This window comes from Rhodopirellula maiorica SM1 (assembly GCF_000346295.1).
Taxonomy (GTDB): Bacteria; Planctomycetota; Planctomycetia; order Pirellulales; family Pirellulaceae; genus Novipirellula; species Novipirellula maiorica.
In genome coordinates this window covers 1-754 of record NZ_ANOG01000608.1, presented here as the reverse complement: position 1 = coordinate 754, position 754 = coordinate 1, and the positions used below count along the sequence as shown (strand labels likewise).

The 754-nt window shown below is 54.8% G+C and carries 1 pseudogene; it reads right to left on the bottom strand.

From position 1 onward, the window contains the following. A pseudogene (locus RMSM_RS19400) lies at positions 1-575 on the bottom strand (potassium channel protein); the annotation flags it as partial. Between the last annotated feature and the right edge of the window lie 179 nt (positions 576-754).

The following is a 754-nucleotide window of genomic DNA, read 5'->3' as shown; positions in this document are numbered from 1 at the left end:
CCGGTGCTGAAGTGCAACGCAAATCGAAGCCATCCGTACTGCGCGACTTGGTTCTTCAGCAGCAATTCAATCAACAACACCGGCATGATCAATAAGGCGATCCAAATCATGGGCAGACTAAAGTACCGCTCCAGTCGCCGTCGCAATCGAGCATCCGCCGTACGCCATCCCATTGTCGGTAGCCAAATGCGGTTGCCCATCTCGACACTGCGTGCACACATTCGCAATGACGGACACACGCAGAACATCAGCGAATAGAAATGGGTCCAGCGGTGCTCGGTGTCCCAGGGTCGGGTGTACCAATGGTAAATCGATTCGGCGATCACGATCGGCCAAATCAACAACATCACCGCGATCGCCGCCACCTCGGTACGGCTAATCGGCGGCAACGTGTACGCAATCACCGTTTCGTCGGTGACCGGATCGCGAACCAGCGTTTCCTCTAAATTAGGTACATCGACCCACAGCACTACGAGAACCGATTGGCAAACCAAAAATACCAGCGAAATCCAGAACATCGCAGGCGCAGAATGAGCTGCGATCCGGTGAGCGAGGTTGTGGTGTCGGTGAGGCATAATTTGAAATTTGAAAATTGAGTCTCGATTTGCTCCACCATCCTAAGGCATCAGCGGATGAGTTTCAGGGCGCGACGGCCCCGAAGGGCCATCGTACTCGCAATAACGCGACATCCCCGGAAGGGCCGTCGTGCTCGTAATAACGCGACATCTCCGGAAGGGCCGTCGCACTCGTAATA